This is a genomic window from Pseudomonas viridiflava (assembly GCF_900184295.1).
Taxonomy (GTDB): Bacteria; Pseudomonadota; Gammaproteobacteria; order Pseudomonadales; family Pseudomonadaceae; genus Aquipseudomonas; species Aquipseudomonas viridiflava.
Window position 1 is genome coordinate 2,508,340 of the sequence record NZ_LT855380.1, and the last position, 17,774, is coordinate 2,526,113.

General features: G+C 60.8%; 12 protein-coding genes, 1 tRNA gene and 1 pseudogene. 6 read left to right on the top strand and 8 right to left on the bottom strand.

Annotated elements, in window-relative coordinates:
- Positions 1-7: 7 nt before the first annotated feature.
- Positions 8-922, bottom strand: a complete 915-nt coding sequence (locus CFBP1590_RS11595) for a GGDEF domain-containing protein (protein ID WP_004881934.1) — start codon at positions 920-922, stop codon at positions 8-10.
- A gap of 393 nt (positions 923-1,315) precedes the next feature.
- On the opposite strand from CFBP1590_RS11595, the gene CFBP1590_RS11600 reads away from it, so the two are divergent.
- From CFBP1590_RS11600 to CFBP1590_RS11620, 5 genes are all read left to right on the top strand, one after another.
- Positions 1,316-3,832, top strand: a complete 2,517-nt coding sequence (locus tag CFBP1590_RS11600; protein WP_088235057.1) for a TonB-dependent receptor — start codon at positions 1,316-1,318, stop codon at positions 3,830-3,832.
- 63 nt (positions 3,833-3,895) lie between these two features.
- Positions 3,896-5,818 carry a phytase gene (locus tag CFBP1590_RS11605; RefSeq protein WP_029243479.1) on the top strand — a complete coding sequence of 641 codons (1,923 nt, stop codon included), beginning with the start codon at positions 3,896-3,898 and terminating at the stop codon, positions 5,816-5,818.
- Positions 5,819-5,905: 87 nt separating this feature from the next.
- Positions 5,906-6,604: a protein TolQ gene (gene tolQ, locus CFBP1590_RS11610; protein WP_029243478.1), complete on the top strand. Its 699-nt coding sequence runs from the start codon at positions 5,906-5,908 to the stop codon at positions 6,602-6,604.
- 9 nt (positions 6,605-6,613) lie between these two features.
- Complete coding sequence (gene tolR / locus CFBP1590_RS11615) at positions 6,614-7,060, top strand: protein TolR (protein ID WP_004881938.1); 447 nt, start codon at positions 6,614-6,616, stop codon at positions 7,058-7,060.
- Positions 7,057-7,896, top strand: a complete 840-nt coding sequence (locus CFBP1590_RS11620; RefSeq protein WP_088235058.1) for an energy transducer TonB — start codon at positions 7,057-7,059, stop codon at positions 7,894-7,896. Before tolR ends, CFBP1590_RS11620 begins: the two co-directional genes overlap by 4 nt.
- Positions 7,897-8,328: 432 nt before the next feature.
- On the opposite strand, the gene CFBP1590_RS28440 is transcribed toward CFBP1590_RS11620, so the two are convergent.
- The 5 genes and pseudogenes from CFBP1590_RS28440 to CFBP1590_RS11645 form a co-directional block, all read right to left on the bottom strand.
- Positions 8,329-9,174, bottom strand: a complete 846-nt coding sequence (locus CFBP1590_RS28440) for a methyl-accepting chemotaxis protein (protein WP_374729062.1) — start codon at positions 9,172-9,174, stop codon at positions 8,329-8,331.
- Between the two features lie 15 nt (positions 9,175-9,189).
- Positions 9,190-10,326: pseudogene (locus CFBP1590_RS28445) on the bottom strand (HAMP domain-containing protein); the annotation flags it as partial.
- 145 nt (positions 10,327-10,471) lie between these two features.
- Entirely contained in the window at positions 10,472-11,596 is a 1,125-nt protein-coding gene (locus CFBP1590_RS11635) for a FecR family protein (RefSeq protein ID WP_231991842.1), read from the bottom strand.
- Positions 11,589-12,101, bottom strand: a complete 513-nt coding sequence (locus CFBP1590_RS11640; RefSeq protein ID WP_004881942.1) for a sigma-70 family RNA polymerase sigma factor — start codon at positions 12,099-12,101, stop codon at positions 11,589-11,591. The genes CFBP1590_RS11635 and CFBP1590_RS11640 overlap by 8 nt, the downstream gene beginning before the upstream one ends.
- A 155-nt stretch (positions 12,102-12,256) precedes the next feature.
- Entirely contained in the window at positions 12,257-13,882 is a 1,626-nt protein-coding gene (locus CFBP1590_RS11645; protein ID WP_088235059.1) for an NADP-dependent glyceraldehyde-3-phosphate dehydrogenase, read from the bottom strand.
- Between the two features lie 173 nt (positions 13,883-14,055).
- Here CFBP1590_RS11645 and CFBP1590_RS11650 point away from each other — a divergent pair.
- Positions 14,056-14,131, top strand: a tRNA-Asn gene (locus CFBP1590_RS11650).
- Positions 14,132-14,405: 274 nt separating this feature from the next.
- Here the strand turns inward: CFBP1590_RS11650 and CFBP1590_RS11655 are convergent.
- Positions 14,406-15,488, bottom strand: coding sequence for a tryptophan 7-halogenase (locus CFBP1590_RS11655; RefSeq protein WP_167383085.1), 1,083 nt, complete (start codon positions 15,486-15,488; stop codon positions 14,406-14,408).
- A gap of 19 nt (positions 15,489-15,507) precedes the next feature.
- A complete protein-coding gene (lodA, locus tag CFBP1590_RS11660) occupies positions 15,508-17,532 on the bottom strand; it encodes a CTQ-dependent lysine 6-oxidase LodA (protein WP_058431624.1) in 2,025 nt (674 codons plus the stop codon).
- Positions 17,533-17,774 lie beyond the last annotated feature (242 nt).

The window sequence follows — 17,774 nt, forward strand, 5'->3', positions numbered from 1 at the left end:
GCGGGCCTCAGGCAGTTCGCGACAGCGGACGTCTGGCGCGGGCCAGCGACAGGTTCAGGCGCCGCAGCAGGTTGTCCGGTGTTTCGTTGATGGCCATGACCACCGCGACGCTGGCCGACAGATGAACCCGCTCGCCCTGTTGCCGCGTCTTGTGCGCCAGGCTGGCGACCGCCTGTTGCAGCTCCAGGGCCAGCAGTTTCGCCTGGCTCTCGCCAGTGTTGGGCAGCAGCACCACAAACCGGTCGCCTGCCAGACGACACAGCAGATCCTGACGCCGCAGATTCAGCACCAACAGATGGCTGAGCGCCGACAGCACTTCGTCGCCCTCGGCATGACCATAGGCATTGTTGATGGCGCTGAAGCTGTCGATGTCCACGGCCATCAGCGACAAGGGCTGCTGTTCGGTCACGCTCTGCTCAAGGCTCAATACCAATTGGCGCTTCAAGTAATCCGCGCTGCCCAATGGCGTGAGCTTGTCGTACAGCCGGTGTTCACGAAACCCGCGCTCACGTTTTTCCATCTGCGCGCTGATCGCCAGTTGCTCGCGATGCCAGTGATAGATACCGATGGTCAGCAGGATCAGGCCCACCGGCATTGGACCCGATTCCAGCCAGTGATCCCATTCGATCTCGCTGGGCAGGCGGATGAATTCATCCAGTGCGTCGATCCACCACGAGAAGAACACGCAGCTCAGTCCGATCGACAGGTAGTTCGTGACCCGTCCTGCGGGGCGGCTCTTGAACACCAGAAACAGCCAGACCAGCGACAACAGCGCCGAACCGCCTTCGCCGATGATGTCCAGCCACTTCCATTCGCTGAAATACTTGATGTCGCCGAAGGCCAGGAACGCCAGCAGGCCGAGATTGGAGGCAATCAGCAGGACAGCGAGTTTCCAGCGGTGGGGTTGGATAATCCTGAACATGGCCAGTGGCGCTCCTGAGGTACTGATAGTCGGCCAGCAGAACAGATGCGCATGACACTTGCGTGACGCGCGACAGGCGCCGGGCAAGGTCGAATCAGCTCACGTCCGTTTCCATCTTTTATCGCGAAAATCTGTACGCCGTCAGCTCGAAACGTCGTTGTTTCAAGGCCTGCAGGCCTTGTCACGCGCCTCGCGATTGGCGCGCGGAGCGGTGGCCGGGCCTCGCAGGGAAGTCATATCAGCTCATTTCCTGATGAATCACCCCTCCAAAGCGGTCTTTAAGCCAGCACTGCGCCGAACCTGTCACAGAACCGTCATTGCACGACTCTAGCTTGCGCCTCCAGTTGCCGGGCCAATTTGCCTGGCCCGTCGGGAATTCTGGGGAGGACTCACATGTACATGCGCCGCAGCAGGGCTCAACTGGTTGGCTTTACCTTCAGCGGGCTGGCACTGGCCATTGCCGGTGAACGGTTGCAGGCCGCCGAAGCGGACGCCACCGAGCACGTACAGGTGGTGGGTCAGGCGGCAAGTATCGACAACGCGCTCAAGGAGCAGCGCAGTTCCGACAGCATCAAGAGCGTGGTGCATGCCGACGGCGTGGCGCAGTTGCCTGATCAGAACGTCGCCGAAGCGGTGCAGCGCCTGCCGGGCATCAGTGTCGAGCGCGATCAGGGCGAAGGACGTTTCGTGACCGTGCGCGGTCTGGCACCGGACCTCAACAGCGTGACCATCAACGGCACACTGGTGCCTGCACCGGAAAGCGGTCGTCGTGCCGTGGCGCTGGACGTGCTGCCCGCCGAGTTGGTGCAGTCGCTGTCGGTGATCAAGACCCTGACACCTGACATGGACGCCAACTCGCTGGGCGGCACGGTGGATGTCGAAAGCCTGTCGGCTTTCGATCACAAGGGGCTGTTCTATACCGGTAGCAGTGAAGCCAGTTACGACAAGAACACCCGCCAGACCAGCCCGAAGTTTTCCGGCGCAGCGAGCAACCGTTTCAGCCTGGGTGACGGCATCGATAACTTTGGCGTAGCGGCTGCGCTGAGCTGGCAGAAGCGCGATTTCGGCTCAGACAACGTCGAGACCGGCGGTGCGTGGGACGGTGCGCGTTTGCAGGAGTTCGAGCAGCGCGATTACGACATCAGCCGCGAGCGTGCCGGTGGCGGCCTGAACTTCGATTACAAGCCCGACGACGTCAGCAAGTATTACCTGCGCACGCTGTACAGCCGCTTCAAGGACGATGAGGTGCGCACCACCAATGGTTTCGAATTCTCCGATGCCCAGGCCGCAGGCCAGACCGGCGATGCCGAAGGCACGCGCAAGCTGAAGGCGCGTACCGAAACCCAGGAAATCAAATCCTACGTGTTCGGCGGCGAACGCATGCTCGGGCTGTGGACCCTCAGCGGTCAGGCCGGTTACAGCGAGTCCAGTGAAGACAGCCCGGGCCACATCGCCGGGGCGACCTTTACCGGCAACGATGATTTTTCGGACAGCGGGTTCTATGACCGCGACAAGCCGCGGCCCATTGTCAGCCCGGCGTTCTACGACAACTCCAACTTCACCCTGGACAAGGTCGATTGGGAAAAGCAGTACACCAAGGACACGGAAAAGAACCTGCGTCTGGACCTGGCCCGCGACTACGACTTCAGCGGCTACGCCTCACAATTCAAGTTCGGTGGCAAGGTCAGTCGACGCGACAAGACCAATGACCTGGAAGTCTGGAAATATCAGGACTTCGACGATCAGGGCATCAGTGACAATCAACTGAACCTGACGCAATTTCAGAAGGGCAACATCGACTACCGGCTGGGCAACTTCGGCAGCGGCATCAGCCCCGACGCGGTCAAGGGGCTGATTGGCGGCCTGGATGCAGCGACTGCTTTCGACCCGGCTGAATCCCGCGCCAACGACTTCGATATCAGCGAAGACATCAACGCCGGGTACTTCATGAACACGCTGGATGTCGACAAGTGGCGCTTCATCGCCGGGCTGCGCTACGAAGGCACCGAGATGAACGCCAAAGGCACCGGCGTGCGCGACGGGCAGTTCGAAACCAGCGACACCGAGCGCCGTTATCACCACTGGTTGCCCGGCCTGCATGCCCGTTATCAGGTGGACAAGAACACCCAGGTGCGAGCGGCCTGGACCAAGACCGTGGTGCGCCCGACCTTCGGGCAACTGGCGCCGGGTTTCGTGATCGATGACGACGAGGCGTCGTTTGGCAATCCGCAACTCAAGCCGCTGGAGTCCAGCAACCTGGACCTGGGTATCGAGCACTTCATGGGTCGTGCCGGAACGGTGTCGGCGTTCGTGTTCTACAAGGACATCCAGAACTTCGTCTACAACACGGACCTTGCCGGTACCGGCCAGTGGGCGAACTTCTCCCAAGCCAACACTTTCGCCAACGGTGACAAGGCCAAGCTGTACGGGCTGGAGTTGGCGTACTCACAGAAGCTCGACTGGCTGCCTGCACCCTGGAACGGTTTGCTGCTCGGCGCAAACGCGACCCTGAGCCGTTCCGATGCGAGCATCAACGGTTTTGACCAGAGCACCGGCACCAACCGCAAGCGCGATATCGACCTGCCGAGCCAGTCGAAAACCGTTGGTAACGTGATGCTCGGCTGGGAGAACGACAAGCTCAGTCTGCGTCTGTCGGCCAACTACAAATCAGCCTATCTCTACGAACTGGCCGCCATTGGCGACAAGGATCACGACCAGTACGTCGATGCGCAGACCTTCGTCGATTTCAGCGCCCGCTATTCGCTGACCAAGAACCTCAAGGTCAGTTTCGAGGCGCAGAACCTCACCGATCAGCCGTACTTCGTCTACAGCGGCCACCGCGCCTACAACGGCCAGTACGAAGAATACGGCCCGACGTACAAGGTCGGCCTGACCTTTACCCACTTCTGATCCATTCGGCCGCGCCGTTGCGGCGGCGTAGCCATGCGGGCTCATTCAAGGATTCGACCGTTGATGATGATTTCGGTGTTACCCAAAACCCTTTGCCTGACGTTGCTCTCGGGCCTGATGGCCGCCGTTGCGCAGGCCTCGCCACCGCTGGACCTGAACCTGACGCGCTGGGCCGAAAACGAACCCTTCAAGGCGCAGTCGCTGACCTTTCTGCCCGGCAGTGACGGCACGCAGCGTCTGGCAGCGAGTGTAAAAAGTGGTCTGTTGATGCTCGACGCGCAGGGAAAGCAACTCGCACAATTGCCGGGTTCCTTCCAGGGGCTGGACAGCCGCGCCTCGGGCTCGCAAGTGCTGGTGGCGACGCTGGACAATGCTCGGCAGCAAGCCATGCTCACCCGGCTCGATGCTGGCAGGCACAGTTGGTCGAAGCCTGTGTATGTGCCGGTCCGAGACTATTCGATCGCCGGTCTGTGCCTGTACCGCGACGATGCCAGCAACCTGTTCGTGTTTCTGGTCGGCGAGGAGGGCAAGGGTGAACAGTGGTTGGTTGGGGCGGGCGATCAGCTCAGTGATACGCCGCGTCTGGTGCGCCATCTGCCGCTGCCGCCCAATGCCGAGTTCTGTCAGGTCGACGACGCTGCGCATCAGTTGTACGTCAATGAGCAGAATATCGGCTGGTGGGCTTATCCGGCGCATCCTGAAGCCCACGTCGCGCGCCAGCCTGTGGCGTTGCGTGAGCCGTTCGGCGATGTGAAACAGGCCGCAGGCGCGATGGCGATTGTGCCTGGCGGCCTGCTGGCGCTGGACCCCAAAGGCAAGGCGTTGCACCTCTATCAACAGCAGGCGCAGGGCTGGACGTCGGCGGGTGATCTGTCGCTGATGAACCTGAAAAAGCCCGAAGGGCTGTCGGTGAATCAGGGCAAGGAAGGCCTGCAACTGCTGGTCAACGACAACGATGGCGAGCGCTTGCATCAGGGCACTCTGGGCTGGACGCCGACCCCGGTTCCCGTTGAGGCAGCCTTGCCGAGCGTGTTGCCATTGGCGCAGACCCAGCCCGTGGCCCGCCAAGGCGATGCCGCCGATGACCCGGCGATCTGGGTGCACCCACAGAAACCGGCGCTGAGCCGTGTGTTGGGCACCAACAAGAAACAGGGCCTGCTGGTGTATGACCTCAACGGCAAACAACTGCAGTCACTGCCGGTGGGCCGCTTGAACAACGTCGATGTGCGTCCCGGCTTCATGCTCGGCAAGCGCAATGTCGATCTGGCAGTGGCCAGCAACCGTGATCGCAACAGCCTGAGCCTGTTCAGCATCGACCGCGCGACCGGCGAACTGCGTGAAGCGGGCGAGATTCCGACCCCGCTGGCGGAAATCTACGGCGTCTGCCTGTTCAAGCCTGCCAGTGGCGAGCTGTACGCCTTCGCCAACGGCAAGGACGGCAGCTTTCTGCAGTACCGCCTGACTGCGCGGAACGGCAAGGCGCAGGGCGAGTTGGTGCGTCGCTTCAAGGTCGAGACCCAGCCGGAAGGCTGCGTGGCCGACGACCAGCGTCAACGCCTGTTTCTCGGTGAGGAAGATGTCGGCGTCTGGGAAGTGGATGCCCGCGCCGATCAGCCGGCAGCCCTGTCCAGCGTAATCAAAGTGGGTGATGTGCTGCACGCCGATGTCGAGGGGCTGGCGTTCTACCAAAGCGAACAGCACGACTATCTGGTGATGTCCAGCCAGGGCAATGACAGCTACGTGGTGGTCGATGCCGAGCCGCCGTATGCGCTGCGCGGTGCGTTCCGGGTCGGGCTCAATGCACAGGCCGGGATCGATGGCAGTTCCGAAACCGACGGCATCGAAGTGACGTCGACCAACCTGGGCGGTGCCTGGAGCCGCGGCATGCTGGTGGTGCAGGACGGTCGCAAGCGCATGCCCGAGCAGGCGCAGAACTTCAAATTCGTCCCTTGGGCCGATGTGGTGAAAACCCTGTCGCTGCCGTAAGTCGTTTGTCATCGAACGGTGATAGACAGTCGATTCATCCCGCGTGCCGACCGCAACCGGACGGCACTGCAAGACGAGGAAAGACCGATGCACGCAACCCTGGAACACATGACCCTGTGGAGTCTGATCAGCGACGCCAGCCTGCTGGTCAAGGCGGTGATGCTGACCCTGCTGCTGGCTTCATTGCTCAGCTGGTACCTGATCGTTCAGCGCAGCCTTGCGTTGCGCCACTACGAACGCACGCTGGACCATTTTCAAGCGCGTTTCCGCAGCGAGACCGACCTGGCGCCGCTGTATGCCGAGCAGGATCAGGACGATGGCGTCGGGCAGGTGTTTCGCGCCGGTTACGCTGAATACGTACAGCTCAAACAGCGCCCTGGAGCCGAGCCGGAAGCGGTGTTGTCCGGTGTCGAGCGTTCATTGCAGGTGGCAATCAGCGAGCAGGAATTGCAGCTGGAAAAAGGCCTGCAATTTCTCGCCACGGTCGGGTCGGTCAGCCCTTACATCGGCCTGTTCGGCACCGTCTGGGGGATCATGAACGCCTTCATCGGCCTGTCGCAGGTGCAGCAGGCCACGCTGTCCACCGTCGCGCCCGGCATCGCTGAAGCCCTGATCGCGACCGCCATCGGCCTGTTCGCGGCGATTCCTGCCGTCATCGCCTACAACCGCTTTGCCGCGCGTGGCCATACGCTGGCAGCTCGTTACTACAGCTTCGGCAACGAATTGCAGGTGCGTCTGAACCGCATTCTGCAGGCCACACCACGCACCATGGCCGCTGCGGCCTGAGGACTTGCCATGCTGGTCAAACCGCAACGCAAACACGGCCCGAAAGCCGAAATGAACGTGGTGCCCTACATCGACGTGATGCTGGTGCTGCTGGTGATCTTCATGGTCACGGCGCCGATGCTCACCCAGGGCGTGAAGATCGAGTTGCCCAAGGTCGCGAGCGAGGCACTTGCCAGCGATACCAAACAGCGCATCGTGACCTTGTCGGTCAAGGCGGAAGGTGGCTACTACTGGAATCTGGGCGACACCGTCGACACCCATGCGCAGACCGACACTGCCGCCAGCCTTGAAGACATGCAGGGACGTGTCGCGCAACTGGTGGCCGAGCGTCCGGACACCCAGGTATTCATTCGCGCCGATGACAAGGCCGATTACGGGCGTGTGGTGGCTGCCATGGCGGCCTTGCAGCACAGTGGTGTCACGCAGTTGGGGTTGGTGACCGAGGCGCCGCAATGACTGCCATGACCCTCCCTTACACGCAGGCGCGCCCCGAGGCCCTGAACCGGCCACGGCTGCGCAGCCACGGACTGGCTGCGGCGTTTGCAGTGGCCTTGCATGTTGTCGTGCTGGCCGCACTGATGCAGGGTTGGGTTGCCGAGCAAAAACTGCCTGAGCCGGTGAGAACCCTGACCACTCAGTTACTGATTCTGCCGCCTGCGCCTGCACCTGTCGCGCCATCACCGGAGCCGGTTGTCGAGCCTGTTCAGGCGGCGGCGCCTGCGCCCGAGCCTGCGCCGGTCGCGAAGCCAGTCGAAGCTCCTGCGCCGCAGCCGGACACTCAGCGTCAGGCGCGGCAGATCGAACAGGCAGCCCTGGCGCGCAAGCGGGTCGAGGAGCAGAAGCGCGAACTTGATCAGCGCCGCAGCGAAGAGCAGAAGAGGGTGCTCGATCAGCAGAAACAGGCCGAACAGCAAAGGCTGCAGGACCAGCAGCGCCTCGCCGAGCAGCAACGTCTGCAAGCCGAACAGGCCCGGCAGTCCGCTGACCGCGCTCGCCAGTCACAACAGGCGGCTGCTGCCGACAACAGTCAGTATCAGCCCCTGAGCAAGGAAGCGCCGGACTACCCCGAACGTGCGCTGGACAAAGGCATCGAAGGCGACTGCACCGTGGTCTACGACGTCTCGCCCCAGGGCCGCGTCGTCAACCCACAAGTGCAGGGCACCTGCCATCCACTGTTCATGCGCCCGTCAGTCGCCGCTGCCGAAACGTTTCGCTATCAGCCACGCATCGTCGACGGCAAGCCGGTGACGGTGTCCGGGGTGAAGAACACGTTTCATTATCGGATCAAGTAAGAGAAAGGCTGAAATGCGGCGATACCGTTGACACCGCGTCATCGTTCATCGCCGGTAAGCCGCCTCTTATCAAACAACACATAATTCACTGAAGAAACGCGATTTTTGTAGGAGCGCGCTTGCCCGCGATCTGCCGGGAACCGGCAGCAAAACCTGCGTATGCGGTGTGTCAGATGAAATCTGGGGCCGCTGCGCAGCCCATCGCTGCCGTCGTAACCTCCGAGAGCTCCTACGCCCTTCGGGCAGAATCAGGTACGCGTACTGTTCAGTAAACACAGAGTGTTTGATAAGAAAGGGCTTGCCCGCGATGAGGGTCACGCGGTGGGGCTGGACAATCGCATCCGCAGCGGCACAGCGCAGGTTGCAGATCATTTGTCAGCATGAGCCCAGAGTGTTTCGCCTATTCACGAAACACTCTGGACTGACTCTGGATCAACTCACCTTGAAGCGCCTTACCAACGCAATCAACCGGGTATTGGACTCGGCCAGTGCCGCCGTGCTGCGTTCGTTGCTGGAGCCGCCTTCCACCAGTTCTTCGACGATGTGTTTCACCGCGATGATGTTGCGGCTGATCTCTTCGGACACCGCGCTCTGCTCTTCGGCGGCGGTGGCGATCTGGGTGCTCAGGTCGTTGATGCGCAGGACCGAACTGGTCATGTCGTCGAGCCCGGCGGTCACGGCCGTGGTCTTGCCCGCAGTGGCCTGACAACTCTGACGGGTTTTTTCCATGGCCGCGACGGCAGCACTGACGCCTTGCTGCAGGCTGTTGAGCATCTCGTTGATTTCCGAGGTGCTGGCCTGCGTACGGGCGGCGAGGGCGCGGACTTCGTCGGCGACGACTGCGAAGCCACGGCCCTGTTCACCGGCGCGTGCGGCCTCGATGGCGGCGTTGAGCGCCAGCAGGTTGGTCTGCCCGGCGATTTCACCGATCACTGCCAGCACGGCGTTGATGCGCTTGGCGTCCTGCTCCATCGACTGCACCTTGCTGGTGGCCGAATCCACTTCGCTGATCAGCGCGTTCACGCTGTCCGATGCGTCGGATACCACAGTCTTGGAGACCTGCGCATTCTCGTTGGCCGATTGCGTGAAGCTGGCGGTCTGGGCAGCACTGCGCGCCACTTCATCGGCCGTGGAGGACATCTCGGTGATTGCCGTCACCGCCTGATCAGTCTCGTTGGCATGGCGCACCAGAATCGCGTTGGTTGTGCCGGCCTGACTGCGCAGTTGCTCGATGCCCATGGCGATGTCGCTGGTCGAGGAACTGACTTCGACCATCATGCGCTGCAGATAGGCAATGAAGCGGTTGACCGATTCACCCACCTGATCAACCTCATCCTGACCTTTTACCGCAATGCGGCGGGTCAGGTCAGCGTCACCGGCCGACAGCGTATCGATATTGGTCTTGAGCACGGTGAGGCGTTTCATCAGCGTGCCGAGGGCAACGATCATCAGCACGAGCAGGACCAGCACCATCGGAATCTGCAGCCAGGCCAGGGTCTTGAGGACCGTCTCGCTCTGGGTCTTCAGCAGTGCGGTGTTCTGCGACACGGCCAGCAGCCAGGGCGTGCCGGCGACCGGCATCAGGAACAGGGTCGATTCTTCGCCGTCACTGTTGTCGTAGGTCAGGCGGGTGGTGCCGCTGCTCTTGAGGGCGAGGGCCGATTTGATGCCGTTGATGAACGGCGACTGCCCTGCCAGTTCGGAAATGTTGCGCAGCACGATCTTGTCGTTGCTGCCCGGCACGTTGGAGAGGATCTTGCCATCGGCTTCGATGATCATGATCCGGCCGTTGACCTCACGCTCCTTGGCTTCGACCAACTGGTTGAAAAAGCCCAGGGTCACGTCGATGGTCGATACGCCCCATGGCTTGCCATCCTTGGTAATTGCCATCGCGCAGTTGGTGCGCGGCTCGGGGCTCGCTGCGTCCTGATAGGCCGGAGCCCAGGCGCATTGACCGGCAGGCGAACTCAGGCCGCCCTTGTGCCAGCCCTGCTCGAAATAGTTGAGCGATTCCGGAGAGTTCCAGTGGGTGTTGACGATCAGCTTGCCGGAGGCATCGCGGTGATAAAAAGTGCTGTGCTTGGCGCGCCCCGGTGTGCGCACTTCAGGCAACGGCCAGATGCCGCCGCCGAAGACCTTGGCCTCGCCATACTGGTTGACCATGAAGGGCAGCAACCGGTCGATGTCGTCGCTGGACAGCTGCGGCACGATCTCGGTGATAACGCGAGCCTGTGCCTGAACCCGGGCCAGCTCGGTCTTGATCTCGTTACTGATGTCGGCTGCCTTGACGGTCAGCATGTTCTCGTCGTTGGCCGTGAGCCTGGGCGTGACAAACTGATTGATCCCATAAACAGTCAGGATAATGACCAGCGCCATGAATCCCACGAATGTAGCGGTGTAGCGTGCCTGAACGGTCTTGAGCGTGGCCATTATTGTTATACCTGCGCGTGAGAAGGGGGCTGTGTTGCCGAGGTGTCGGCATCGCGCGGCAGTTCTTGAGAGGGTAAAAGCGCCACATTCCGGTCTGGCGATGATCGGTCTGGCTATCTTTAGCAGTCTGCAGACGGGTGCAGGTTTATCGTGTCAGCACTTGCAGCCACGGCGTCCAGCTTTCGACATGTGCGCCGTGGGGTTGCGCCATGGCCTGCAAGGCGGCCTGCGGATTGCGGGTGTCATAGACGCCAGTGATGCGCAGTTCGGCGAGCTGCGGGTCCTTGAGCCAGACCTTGCCGGGCAGATAGCGCTGCAATTCGTCTACCATGTCGCCGAGGCGGGCGTTGTCGGCGATCAGCTGGTTATTGCGCCAAGTGGCGACACGACTCGCGGGCTGGGCCAGCAATCGGGCCTGTCCACTGTAACGGTCGACATCCAGACGCTGCCCTGCGATCAGGCCGGGGTTGAGCAGGCGCTGACTGTCACGCTCACTGACCTTGACCGAACCGTGCTGGACGACCACTTCAATGGTGTTCGATTCCAGGTCCACATTGAACGCGGTGCCGGTTACCGTGACGTCGAGGCTCTGGACTTGAACATTGAACGGCTTGCTGCGATCGGGTGTGACGTCGAAGAAGGCTTGACCACGCAGTAGGCGGACTTCCCGGCGTGTGCCGGAAAAGTCCACGGCAATGGCGCTGTTGCGGTCCAGCGCAGCAAGACTGCCGTCGGGCAGCCGGACGTCACGGCGCTCATTGCTGGCGGTGGCGAAGTCGGCCTGCAGCAAGGTTGTGAAGGTTGGGTTGAGGGCCAGCACCAGGCAGGCGGCAAGCGCGCCGCCAACCGCCCAGCTCAGGGTTCGGCGTCTCACGGGGCGCTTTTTGACCGGGCGTTGCGCAGTCGCAGCGTCATGCACGGACGGAATCGGCGGCCATTTGTGCGCCGTGGTAGGTGTGAGCTGGCCGGTCAACTGCCAGATACGCTCAGCCCTGCGCAGCGCCTCGGCGTTCTGCGGGTCGGCCTCTTCCCACTGGCGCATCTCATCGTGCAGCCGCGCATCGTCAGGTGCCTGTCGGGCACGCATCAACCATTCCAGAGCAATGTTCTGAAGGGCCTGGCGAGGTTCGGCTTGCGGCATGTCCGGCAAGGCTCCAGCGGCGGAAAAGGGGGGCAAGGGTCGCACAGGATCGCGCCCTTCAGCAAAAGACGGATGGCTGCCGGTTTTTTTCAGATTCTTTTGAATGTTTTCGTCGCGCGGGTCAGTCATTGCCACGGTCCAGCCATGCAGCGCAATGACTCAAGGCTTCATGCACCAGATGATGTGTCAACCCTACCGAAATACCCAGCGCACTGGCCACCTGTTGCAACGTGTAGCCGCCCAGGCGATGCATCTCGAAGGCCATGCGCGTGCGTTCCGGCAACCGGGCCAGCGCGTCAGCCACCTGTTGCAGCTCGTCCTGACCGACCACTTCCTGCTCGGGCGATGCCGTAACAGCTGGCAGTTCGGCCAGAAGGGCGTCGCTGTCGGGCTGTCGCTTTTCGGTGGACATGCTGCGCGTGAGGTCCAGCGACAGATTGCGCACGATGCGATACAGGTAGCCAACCGGATTGTTGATCGAAAGAGTCTGGTCCTCACGTCCGTTGAATCGCAGCCAGGCTTCCTGAACGACATCCTCGGCACGCGCACGGCAACCCACGATCGGTGTGGCGTAGTCCACCAGTGCCGAACGGTGCGCGAGATAGAGGTCGAGTTTGCTGGCGGACGAATCCACAGGGCATTGATGCTCGTTTCGTGGGGAAGAAGCGATATGTCCTGCCCGGAAGAACGCATGCTACCCGTTTTCGATAATCGTTATCAAATGCGATCTGTAGTCGTTAACCTGGGCTCGCGGGCGCGGCATGTGCTGCGCCCGCGGGTTTCAAGGCTTCAGAAAATATAGTCAGTGGTCAGAAAGCTCGACTCGCGGTTGCGAATGATGTCGCTGACCAGCTGCTTGTTGCTCTCCTGAAATTTCGTCGCCACCAGCGTGCGGATCGAGAACACCCTTAACGCATCGTGAACCGACAGGGTGCCTTCTGCCGAATTCTTCCGTCCGTTGAACGGGTATTTGTCCGGACCGCGCTGGCACTGGGCGTTGAGGTTGATCCGGCCGACCTGATTGGCGAACGCGTCAACCAGCCGTCCGACCTGCGCCGAGTCATTGCCGAAGATGCTCAGCTGCTGGCCGAAGTCGGAATCCAGTACGTAATCGATCACGCTGTTCAGGTCGCGGTAAGGCACGACGGGGACAACCGGACCGAATTGTTCTTCGTGATAGACGCGCATTTCAGGTGTAACCGGATACAGCAGAGCAGGGTGGAAGAACGACTCGCTGACCAGTGCACCGTTGTTATTGATAATCTTTGCACCTTTGCCGAGTGCGTCGGCCACCAGCCCTTGCAGATAATCCGTCTTGCCGGGCTCGGGCAGCGGCGTCAGCGAGACACCTGGTTCCCAGGGCATGCCGGGTTTGAGCTGGGCCAGCTTCTCATGAAATTTTTCCAGAAAGCTTTCGACCACGTCTTCATGCACGAAGAAGATTTTCAGCGCCGTGCAGCGCTGGCCGTTGAAGGACAGCGAGCCGGTGACCGCTTCGCTGACCGCGTTGTTCAGATCCACGTCGGGCAGGACGATGCCGGGGTTCTTCGCGTCCAGACCCAGCGCCGCGCGGAGGCGGTGAGGGCGCGGATGGAGTTTTTTCAGGTCGCTGGCAGCCTTGTTGGTGCCGATGAACGCGAACACGTCGATCATGCCGCTGGCCATCAACGCACTCACCGTGTCGCGACCGCTGCCATAGATCACATTGATGACCCCGGCCGGGAAGCTGTCTCTAAACGCCTCAAGCAGCGGACGGATCAGCAACACACCGAACTTGGCGGGCTTGAACACCACGGTGTTGCCCATGATCAGCGCAGGGATGAGCGTGGTGAATGTCTCGTTCAACGGATAGTTGTAAGGCCCCATGCACAGCGTCACGCCCAGCGGCACGCGGCGTATCTGGCCGAGCGTGTCCTGCTCAAGCTCGAAGCGACTGGAGCGCCGGTCGAGTTCCTTGAGCGCATTGATGGTATCGACGATGTAATCGCAGGTGCGATCGAACTCCTTCTCCGAGTCCTTCAGGTTCTTGCCGATCTCCCACATCAGCAGATTGACCACTGCCGTACGCTGCTCACGCATGCGCTTGAGAAACGCCTCCACATGCTGGATACGCTCGGCAACGCGCATCGTCGGCCAGCGACCCTGGCCTCTGTCCCAGGCGCTGACCGCTGCGTCGAGTGCCGTCATCGCGGTTGCCGCATCCAGCAAAGGCGTGCTGCCCAGAATCATCGGTTCAAGGCCGGTGCTGCTTCTGATGCACACCGGACTGCGTACCGGCGCCAATGGGCCGTTCCAGGTCTGCAGCTTGCCATCGACCAGATAATCGCGCTGCTCGATGGGCGGGCCTGGGCGATACTGCTCGGGAATGTCATCGACAGTGGGGAATAGCGTTTCAAGATGGCTATTCAGGGGCATCGGCTTTACCTCGAAAATGGTTGCGTCAGGTCAAGGGCAAATACACTACGCCACCTGTGACGCGCTAATGAACCCGTCTCACGACGAGCGAGCGTTCTTTCATCGGACTTTCAGTGAAAAAATTTCAGCCGCTCGCTTGACTTCGTTTTGCGAATCAGTAACATAGCGCTCATTCCGCGATAGCTCAGTTGGTAGAGCAAGTGACTGTTAATCACTGGGTCCCTGGTTCGAGTCCAGGTCGTGGAGCCACTTTTCATATAGTTCAAGGTGTTGCCCGTAACGAGTTAATGCAGATGCTGAGGTTCAGAGCCTCACTCGCAGTTACCCGACACCTTGAAACTTCGCTCAGCAAAATCCCCTTTCAGGCAGCTACACAAACATTTCAGTCTTGTGCTGTTCATTATCCTTTCTGATTCCTTTTCAAGTTCTGTTTCGCCAGTCAGATCCATTGCCACAGGCGTATCGCAAACGACAAAGCCTCGTCATTGACTGACGAGGCTTCGTTTCAAGCGTTTCAAGCGTTTCAGGCCGCAGTGGCGGTCTGGCGACGTGCCCAGAAAGGCTGGTCGCGGTAACGTGTTTCCACACTGTAATAGCTGCGTTTGAGGTTCTGGTACTCGTTTACGTGCCGACGAACATCATCGGCATACGCCTGACGTTGCTCGCTGTCGTCCTGCTTCTGGGTAATGCTGCTGGCGGCAAGCCGGGCAGCGTGAATCCCGGTGGTCAGGGCGTAGCCGATGCCCATTGAGGACAACGGATCGAATGCGGCTGCTGCATCTCCGGCAGCCACCCATCCATTACCGCAACTGGGCTCCAGTTGTTGTGAATGTGCTGGCCATACCTGTAGATCGCCACTGACCGTGCGTAGTCCGAGACGCTCGCGGGTATTGGGTGCCTGGGCCATTGCCTCGTTCCAGAATGCGGAACGGTCGGCATTTGAGGCCTGCAGCAGGTCTGCGTCGGTCATCAATACCGCAACCATTCTGCCGTCCGGTAACGGCGCGCTGTACCACCAGCCCGCAGGAATCGCTTCGACCAGCGAGCTGGATTCGACGGGTAGATCACTCGACGAGAAGTACGCTGAGATGCCCACCAACCGGTCGTCCTGCACCGTCCTGGCGCCTACCGCACGACCCAGCCAGGCGCTACGCCCGCTGGCGTCGATCAGGTAGCGACACTGCACCTGTACGTCATCGCTCAGATCGACCCGCCAGCCGTCATCCTGCTTTTGCACCTGTTTCAGGCGTTTGCCGAGCACCAATTGCGTACCAAAGCTGCGGGCGGCGTTGGCCAGACCCGCATCGAAACGCGCTCGATCCAGATGCCACCCATGGCCGCGCCCGGTGAACAGGAAGTCCCGCGTGCTGACGTGCTCGTCTCCCCAGGCTGCCGTAAAGGCGTGGGACGGCGCGAAGTTGCCTTGGCGGAAATGTTCCCCCACACCGAGATAGTCCAGCAATGGCAGGACCGCAGGCGACAAGGTTTCTCCGACCTTGTCCTTTCCGTATCCGGTCTGTTCCACCAACATCACCGAGAGATCGGTATGGCGACACAGGGTGAGGGCCGCCGCGCAACCGGCGGGACCTCCCCCTGCGATAACCACATCTACGATCCTCGGTCCGCTAGCGGACAAGATGCCCCCGCGTTGCGACAGCGCGACGGGTATCAACTTTCGGCAGGGTTTTGTCCGGTGCCAAGTACCAGGTATTGAAAAAGTTGGCGTCGGCGCCGCTGACCACGTTGGCACCGCTGGCGACAGCTACGCTGGCTGCCAGGAAGCGCTCGTTATTGCGCTCTGTTTCCATGAAGTTGGGGAACAGGTCGCGATAAGGGCCTTTGGCTTCGTTGGTGATAAAACCCAGGTAGTGCCAGGCATTGATCATCTCCGAGAAGCTGTTGATGCCGCGGTTGTAGATCGACTGCAGACCGGCAGGAATACCGGACTGTTCCTGCGCTTGCGCCGACAGGTCGCCAGGAATGACGTTCCACGGACTTTGCGGCGGCCACCAGTACGCATAGTAGGTAGGCGGCTTGGGAATGCCGTCTGCCTTATTGGCGTCGTTGTCGCTGAAATTGATGTACTGAACCGTGCACTGGAAGAAGTCCGACTGCCAGGGCGTAGCCATGCGCTTGGTCAGATCCCCCGGTTCGCATCCCTGGACGTTGCCCGACGGATCGGTTTCGTTTTCGTCCGGGCACAGTCCATTCTGGCGGTAATAATCCTCATCATGACGATGCCTGATGCGGTAAGGCGCCTCGTAAAGCGCTTTGCTGTAAAGGCTCCAGGTCACCTCAATACCTGGGCAAAACGGACCGCCGACGCAGTTGCCGACGCTGGCACGATCCAGATCGGTAACGTTCGGTAGAGGCGCCGCAGGGCTCACGTCAAATTTACCCGCCGCCCATTGGCCAAGCATGAAGTACTGAGTGCGGGTCAGCGTCAGGAATTTGTCCAGCACGTCGTTGCTGACCGAGTTGGACCCCGAGTTCAGTGGCATCAGCGGAATGCCGCTGTTGTCATCGAACAGCTGGTTGGTCTGCCCGCCTGTAAAGCCGTTCTCACCCGGGCGGCGAAACAGACTGAAATAGGCGCGGCGATATTCAAGAGTGGTATCGCTGGCATCGGTCGCATCGAACGGCGGAGGCGAAAAGCTGTTGAGAGCCGGAATCGCTGCCACCCAGCGGTAGCCCGCAGGACGTAACAGGATCGGTTCGATGTCCCGTTTGTAGTTGACGATGAAGTCAGGGTTGTATTCGCCCTGGCTGTACAGCGCCGGGACCAGTTGATGCTCGCGCACGCCAACATCGAACATCACGTCATCCAGCGTGACGATGTTCTCCAGTTCCGGTGCGAACTTGGGCGAGCCCACCACGCACCAGGCGCGGAGCTCTTGCGGGGGACTGCCATCACTGAAGGTCAGTGTGCAGGTTACCGGCCCATCGGACGTATCGTCATGCCAGGTGTCTGCCCCGGCGAAGCTGGTGATCGATTGATCCCCACCAGCATGCCCGTATCCACCGAGAACCAGCAAGCGACCCTTGTTGTCGGTCAGCACGCCGCCCAGCGTATTGATAGGCAGCCCTTGCTGCGGTCCCGAGCCATTGGCATAGATCGGAAAGGAGCCGTAAGGGTAATTGGCCGGTATGGTGTGGCGCGAAAACTCCTGCTGCGGATGGTGAGGTCCGGAGACTCTGCGCGGCCCCGGATCGATCAGTAACTCGCTTTGTCGAGCCTCGCCATGCACGGTGCTGTTACGTTTGGGGACGTTGCAGGCTTCGTAGCTATTGTCAGGACCAAGCAAGAGGTTGCCCTGAAGCTCGCTGAAGCTGTACCAGGCGGCTTTCTTGTTGGCCAGGTGAACGGTCCATTCAATCCCGGCGATCGCCGGATCATCCAGCGTGACTTCTCGGCTGTCGCCATCCTCGTCAACAGCGAACAGGCAAAAACGGGCAGCCTGTCGTTTCACACGACCCTGATCATCCTTGTAATGGCTGACGTAGATGGGGTGTCCATTATCCAGCGACTGATCGCCGGCCTGACTGCATTCCAGCGGCCTGCCGCCCAGTTTCTCAGGGGCCAGGTAAAACTCTGTCGGACTGTTGCCCACCCGGGCAATACCAACACTGGGACCGATTACGTACTTCATGACCACGCTCCTTGTCTTGCCTTCGAAGTTTCCGCAGCCGGGATTCAGGCGTTGGAGTTGACTTGCACATCATTGCAATGCGATTTGCTCACGCGCGGCCGAGTCCGTTCAGCAGTGGCTGCGGGTTGCAGATTCAGGAAAATACTGGAGTGACCTTCGCGATAAGCGGCAGTCTTCATCCGCGAAGCGGAATAGGGAAATGGCCGTGCCGGTACTAACAGTCCCTGGTCCGGCAGACACAA